Origin of the sequence: Prevotella sp. MGM2, from assembly GCF_002933955.1 — a bacterium.
Taxonomy (GTDB): domain Bacteria; phylum Bacteroidota; class Bacteroidia; order Bacteroidales; family Bacteroidaceae; genus Alloprevotella.
Genome location: NZ_BEWW01000091.1, coordinates 1 through 5,556, shown reverse-complemented (window position 1 = coordinate 5,556; position 5,556 = coordinate 1). Strand labels below are relative to the sequence as shown.

6 protein-coding genes are annotated in these 5,556 nt (G+C 49.1%); all 6 read right to left on the bottom strand.

What is annotated here, in order from left to right:
* Window positions 1–31 precede the first annotated feature (31 nt).
* The gene (locus C5S62_RS02080) at window positions 32–490 is read right to left on the bottom strand and encodes a hypothetical protein (protein WP_104403857.1); all 459 of its coding nucleotides are present in this window, start codon (window positions 488–490) and stop codon (window positions 32–34) included.
* Window positions 491–540: 50 nt separating this feature from the next.
* Window positions 541–2,019, bottom strand: a complete 1,479-nt coding sequence (gene rodA, locus C5S62_RS02075; RefSeq protein ID WP_371411178.1) for a rod shape-determining protein RodA — start codon at window positions 2,017–2,019, stop codon at window positions 541–543.
* Window positions 2,000–3,841 (bottom strand): penicillin-binding protein 2, encoded by a 1,842-nt coding sequence (gene mrdA / locus C5S62_RS02070; protein ID WP_104403855.1) that lies wholly within the window; start codon window positions 3,839–3,841, stop codon window positions 2,000–2,002. Before mrdA ends, rodA begins: the two co-directional genes overlap by 20 nt.
* Before the next feature lie 48 nt (window positions 3,842–3,889).
* On the bottom strand, window positions 3,890–4,402 hold the full coding sequence (gene mreD / locus C5S62_RS02065; protein ID WP_104403854.1) for a rod shape-determining protein MreD: 513 nt from the start codon (window positions 4,400–4,402) through the stop codon (window positions 3,890–3,892).
* An 89-nt stretch (window positions 4,403–4,491) separates the two neighbouring features.
* Window positions 4,492–5,361: a rod shape-determining protein MreC gene (gene mreC, locus C5S62_RS02060; RefSeq protein WP_104403853.1), complete on the bottom strand. Its 870-nt coding sequence runs from the start codon at window positions 5,359–5,361 to the stop codon at window positions 4,492–4,494.
* Window positions 5,362–5,385: 24 nt separating this feature from the next.
* Window positions 5,386–5,556: rod shape-determining protein (locus C5S62_RS02055; protein WP_190311536.1), on the bottom strand; the 171-nt coding region annotated here is incomplete at its 5' end.

Genomic DNA, 5,556 nt, shown 5'->3' with positions numbered 1-5,556 from the left:
TTAAAATGGCTGGATGCCGTTTTCAGACTGATTATTCACCAGCTGACTGTAACGGTTTCCCATGCCGTCCCTCGGCGTATCCCCTATCATAATTTTCAGCATAGTTTTTGGCATAAACCGCCCTTTCGCCTATCGTCGGGAAATTACTTGAAACGTTGTCCGGATTGGGCGACTTGGCTGCCACACCGTCATAATATCCGTCCCAATAGCCATCTTCTGCTCCGGCTTCGCCGGCCGGCCGTTTGTCGCGGCCAATGGAATCAGGCGGTGCTGCGGCAATGGTGTCGGGTGTGCTGATGATGTCACTTATCTCCGAGGCAATGGTAGTGTCGGGACGCGCTATGGCTCTGCTGTCGGAACTCAGGCTGTCGGCAGATACCGGCATTTCATCGCCACTGCCGTTTTTCAAGAATACGATAATGGCTACAACAGCGGTAATCGTCAGTAAAAACAGCAAGGCTCCGGTCTTATTAATAGTGTTCTTTGGCATAATCTTGTTGATTGGTTAATTGTTGCACAATGTCTGCTCTCTTCTTCTTTCTACCTTTGACGAAGCCGGGCCTTGTTGCCGGCATCGATACGCAGGAATATGAACAGCAGGATGGTAAAGCCCCACAATGACGAACCTCCGTAACTGAAAAAGGGCAAAGGAATGCCTATGACGGGCATGAGGCCCATGACCATCCCCACGTTGATGAGCAGGTGAAAAAAGAAGATACTCAAAACGCAGTAGCCGTAAACGCGGCCGAATTTGCTGATTTGGCGTTCGCTCAGATAGACGAGGCGCAGGATGAGTGTGAGAAAAAGCAGCAATACGGCAGCTGAGCCTATGAATCCCTGTTCCTCTCCCACCGTGCAGAAGATGAAGTCGGTATCTTGCTCAGGTACGTATTTCAACTTGGTTTGTGTTCCGTTGAGAAAGCCTTTGCCCTCCAGTCCGCCTGAGCCAATGGCTATTTTACTTTGATTCACGTTGTAACCCGATCCTGTAATGTTCTCCTCTATGCCCAAAAGAACGCGGACACGCACTTGCTGATGCGGTTCGAGCACATTGTTGAGCGCATAGTCGGCTGTATAGAGAAAAGCCGTGGAAAAGAGGGAGAAAAGGGCTATGAATGCGTACTTGCCTACACGTTCGCCCAACGCCTGCCAACCCAAGTAGACCGCCATACCCACGCATGAGGCTATCATGGCCCAGGCTACATCGAAGGCCATGACAAAACGTGAGAAAAGCAGCGAGCCGGCCGTCAGTATAACTCCCCAAAAGAACAGGCGGCGGGCATGTGGAGTCCGTGGCAGGTACACAGCCGTCAGCCCTACAGTGAAAATCTGTATGAGCACAAGTACGGTAAATTCGCCTACCGTGGCTGTAGTGAAAGGCATAGGAGTTACAGAAAAACGTATGCCTACAACAAAGTAAGCTACGGCAGCCGTTGCCGTAAAGAGGAAGCAGCCCGGCATGCCCTCGCGATAGAACATGAGGAAAAAGGCCATAAAAACGAGAGCCGACCCTGTTTCGCGCTGCAGAATGATGAGCAGCATGGGAAGGAGCACGATGCTGGCGGCTTTGAGGAAGTTGCGCATGTTGTTGAGCGCAAAACCATAGGCATTCATCATTTTTGCCACGGCCAATGCTGTGGCGCATTTGGCAAACTCAGCCGGCTGGAGGCTCACGGCTCCCAAACTTATCCATGACCTGGAACCTTTGATGTCTTTAGCTATGAACGGGGTGACAAGTAAGACAACGATGAGCAGCCAGTATACCAGATCGGCCAGAGAATCGAAATAACGGTCGTCTATCATGAGTAGAATAAAACCCAGTGCGAACGACAGCCCTATCCATACAAGCTGTTTGCCCGTGCGTGTACCCCAGCTCACAAAGTCGGTGTCGCCGATTTCATGACTGGCACCACAAATGCTCAACCAGCCGAAAGCCAGCAAAATAATATAGATGAGAATGACCATCCAATCTGCGGTAAAGATAGGATAACGGTTACTGTTATCTGACATAGTCGCCATATTTTATATGTCTGTGTTGAATGGCATCCGCTTTCTTCTCGGCTTCAGGAGAAAGTTTGCCGTTGACGTACTGCTCTATGATAAGGGCGCCGATGGGTACACCATAAACGGCACCGAAGCCTCCGTTTTCCACATAAGCCGCCACGGCTATTTTCGGATTGTCCTTCGGAGCAAATCCCATGAAGGCAGAGTGGTCATGACCGCGGTTTTGCGCCGTTCCCGTTTTGCCACAAACATCCAGCCCGGGAATATTGGCGGCATGGCATGTGCCGCTCACAACGGCGCGCCGCATCCCGTCAACGGCATAATCATACCATTTCCTATCTACCATAGTGTGCTTGGGGGTACGATACTTAGTGTCAATCCGGCTGCCCTGAATCTGGTGAACTATATGCGGCACGTAGTAATACCCTCTATTGGCAACAGTGGCGGCAAGGTTGGCAATCTGAAGCGGTGTAGCCGTAACTTCACCCTGGCCGATGGAAATGGAAATGACAGTAAGAGCATTCCACGCCTTGTTATAATGATCGTCATAATATTGGGCATTAGGAATCATCCCTCGCTTCTCGCCCGGCAAATCAATACCTAACTTATAACCGAACCCCATAGACACCAGATGATCCTTCCACCGCGTCATAGCTTCCTGAGTATCCTTGAAACGGCTACGGTCGTTGAACATGCGATAAAGGTTCCAACAGAAATAAGCGTTGCACGACGTTCCGATGGCCGGCACCAGATTGATGGGGGAGCTATGTCCGTGGCACCCCAAATGTAGCCCCTTATAATTGAAACCATGATGGCAGGGAAAAGCGATATCAGGAGTGATACAACCTTCCTGCAACCCCAACAGAGCCTGCGTAATTTTGAAAGTCGATCCCGGAGGATACATTCCCATTATAGCGCGGTTGAGCAAAGGCTTCATAGGATCTTTCTGAAGCATCAAATGATTTTTCCCACGACTACGGCCAACCATTTGACGAGGGTCATAACTGGGCGAGGAAGCCATGCAGAGAATTTCTCCCGTAGAGGGTTCTATGGCAACAATGGCCCCGAGTTTGCCCTCAAGGAGCCTTTCTGCCAAAGTCTGTAGTTCTGAATCGATGCTCAGCAGAATATCTTTTCCCGGAACCGGCTGTTTGTCGTATTTCCCGCCCTGATATCGTCCCTGTGTACGTCCGTGGGCATCGCGCAACATGATATGCATGCCTTTTTCACCGCGAAGTTCCTTTTCGTAGGAACGTTCTACTCCTAATTTACCAATGTAATCACCACTTTGATAATATTCGTCTTCCGCAATATCCTTATCATTCACTTCGCCAACATCGCCAAGAATATGAGCCGCTATTCCAGACATATAATGCCTTACGCCGCGTTTTTCTACGGAAAAGCCCTTGAAGCGGAAAAGCTTTTCGCGGAATAGAGAAAACTCCTCAGCCGGAATCTGGCTCATGAAAAGTTGCGGCGTATGCCGTGAATAATGTGGCTTACTCTTGATTTCTTTCATTTTCTCTACGTAAGTTTCCGGCGTGATGCCTACTGTACGGCAAAAGTCCAGAGTGTCTATTCCGCGCTGGTCGTTCATGACCACCATGATATTATAGGAAGCTTCGTTATATACGAGCAGTTGCCCCTTACGGTCAAAGATCAGGCCTCGTGAGGGATATTGTATGTCTTTTCGAAAGGCATTGGAGTCTGCGTTCTTTTTGTAGTCATCGCTCATTAGCTGAAGGGTGAACAGACGCAACAAATAAATGATGACCACCACGATGGCCACACCACAGATCACGAACTTTCGGTTTGAAAAGTTTAATTCGCCGGACATATATAATAAAGAATAAAAAAGTAATAAGGGCGCTGCAAACGGAATTTATTACTTGCGCTTCTTCGTCCTTATAAGTTCAAAACCTATTATCATCAGCATGGTCAGGGCGGTGCTGCCGCCTATGTTGATGAGTAATGTCTGCCACCGGATAAGGGTAAAAGTTTCTATCAGGAAGAACAAGGAGCAATGAATGAGTGTCAGCACGAAACTGAAACGCAGGAATCCGCCCCACTCCATTGACCGTATGGAAGGGAGGAGAGTTTCGTCTTCCGTGTCCTTAGGGCGGAAAGTGTTGAGCAAAGCCGGTGTCAAAAGTCCGCAAAAGCAGAGCACTGAGGTTGCCATTCCCGGCGTATTGGTAAAAGAGTCAATCAACAGACCCATTATGAAAGCCGACATAAGATAGAGCCAGCGTGGCGTGGTGGCCGGAAGTATCAAAAGGAAGTAGATGTAAGGCATTGGCGTGGCATATCCCATGATATGGATATGATTGAAAACCAATACTTGCAGTACTAACAACAGGAAAAACCAGCCGAGGCGTGAGAGGAAAGTTTGAAACATGGAAAGCGGGGGAACGTTGCGGTTGCTTCTGGATTCGGGTTTAAGCGGACACAGTTTTGATGCCGTGGCAGAATAAGGATATTTTCGTTCTAAATATCACTGAGAGCATTTAATTGACGGGCTGCCTGTGTGCGTAAAGTATCTATTTCGGCTTTGTAGGTTGTGGCTATGATGTTGACATCGCGCAGATTGGCAAAATCCGTTCCAAGATTGACGCGAAGTTTGTATGACTGCCCATCGGGGGAATTACCGATACCGGCAATACGTCCTACAAAAATTCCGGGAGGGAATACGGCAGAGTAACCGCTTGTTTCCACTACGTCGCCTTTTTGAATTTTTGCATAACGCGGGATATCATCAAGGTAAGCGGTCAGCATATTTTTACCATCCCATTGCAGATAACCGAAATAGCGTTGTCCGCGAATGCGGCAACTGATGCTCGACTTCCGGTTCGTTACGGGAATGACCAGTGAATAATGCGGTCCTGCCAGATAGACGATGCCCACGACGCCTCCACCGCCAACGACCCCCATTTCGGGCTGTATGCCATCATTCTTTCCACGGTTGATGACCAGATAGTTGCTGGCACGTGGGGCAGAGGAGTTTGACACGACCTCTGCCGGTACGATGCGATAGTCTTTGAGCAGTTCACTGACAGTCTGCCCGGTGTAAGAGGTGTCGCGTGTAGCGTTTTTCAAAGCTTCACGCAGTTTGTCGGCTTCAAGACTCAGCCGCAGGTTCTCATCCGTGAGCCGACGGTTAACCGTACGAAGGTTCAAGTAAGACGCAGCCTCTGAGTATAAACGGTTCACCTCAGCCACTACGGTATTGGCTGAGGTAAACCACACGCTACCCTGAAAACTGTTGAAGCGGAAGAGCATAAAAAAACTCACGGCTTCCAGCAGCAGAAAGAGCAGCACGTAGTAATATTTACGTATAAATTCGAGAAGAAAATACATTTATCGCTGTCGTTTTCTCTCGGCTTATCGCATAAGGAAAGTGTATTTTTCCACATTTTTAAGCGCGATTCCCGTTCCGCGGGCTACACAAAGCAATGGATCTTCGGCTACGTGGAAAGGTATGCCTATTTTGTCGGTCAGACGCTTGTCGAGTCCTCGCAAGAGGGCGCCGCCGCCGGTTATATATATACCGTT

What these genes read in the sequence shown, in the direction of transcription:
- mrdA (WP_104403855.1), bottom strand. Translation starts at nt 3,841, where the DNA reads ATGTCCGGCGAATTAAACTTTTCAAACCGAAAGTTCGTGATCTGTGGT.
- mreC (WP_104403853.1), bottom strand. Translation starts at nt 5,361, where the DNA reads ATGTATTTTCTTCTCGAATTTATACGTAAATATTACTACGTGCTGCTC.
- rodA (WP_371411178.1), bottom strand. Translation starts at nt 2,019, where the DNA reads ATGGCGACTATGTCAGATAACAGTAACCGTTATCCTATCTTTACCGCA.
- C5S62_RS02080 (WP_104403857.1), bottom strand. Translation starts at nt 490, where the DNA reads ATGCCAAAGAACACTATTAATAAGACCGGAGCCTTGCTGTTTTTACTG.
- mreD (WP_104403854.1), bottom strand. Translation starts at nt 4,402, where the DNA reads ATGTTTCAAACTTTCCTCTCACGCCTCGGCTGGTTTTTCCTGTTGTTA.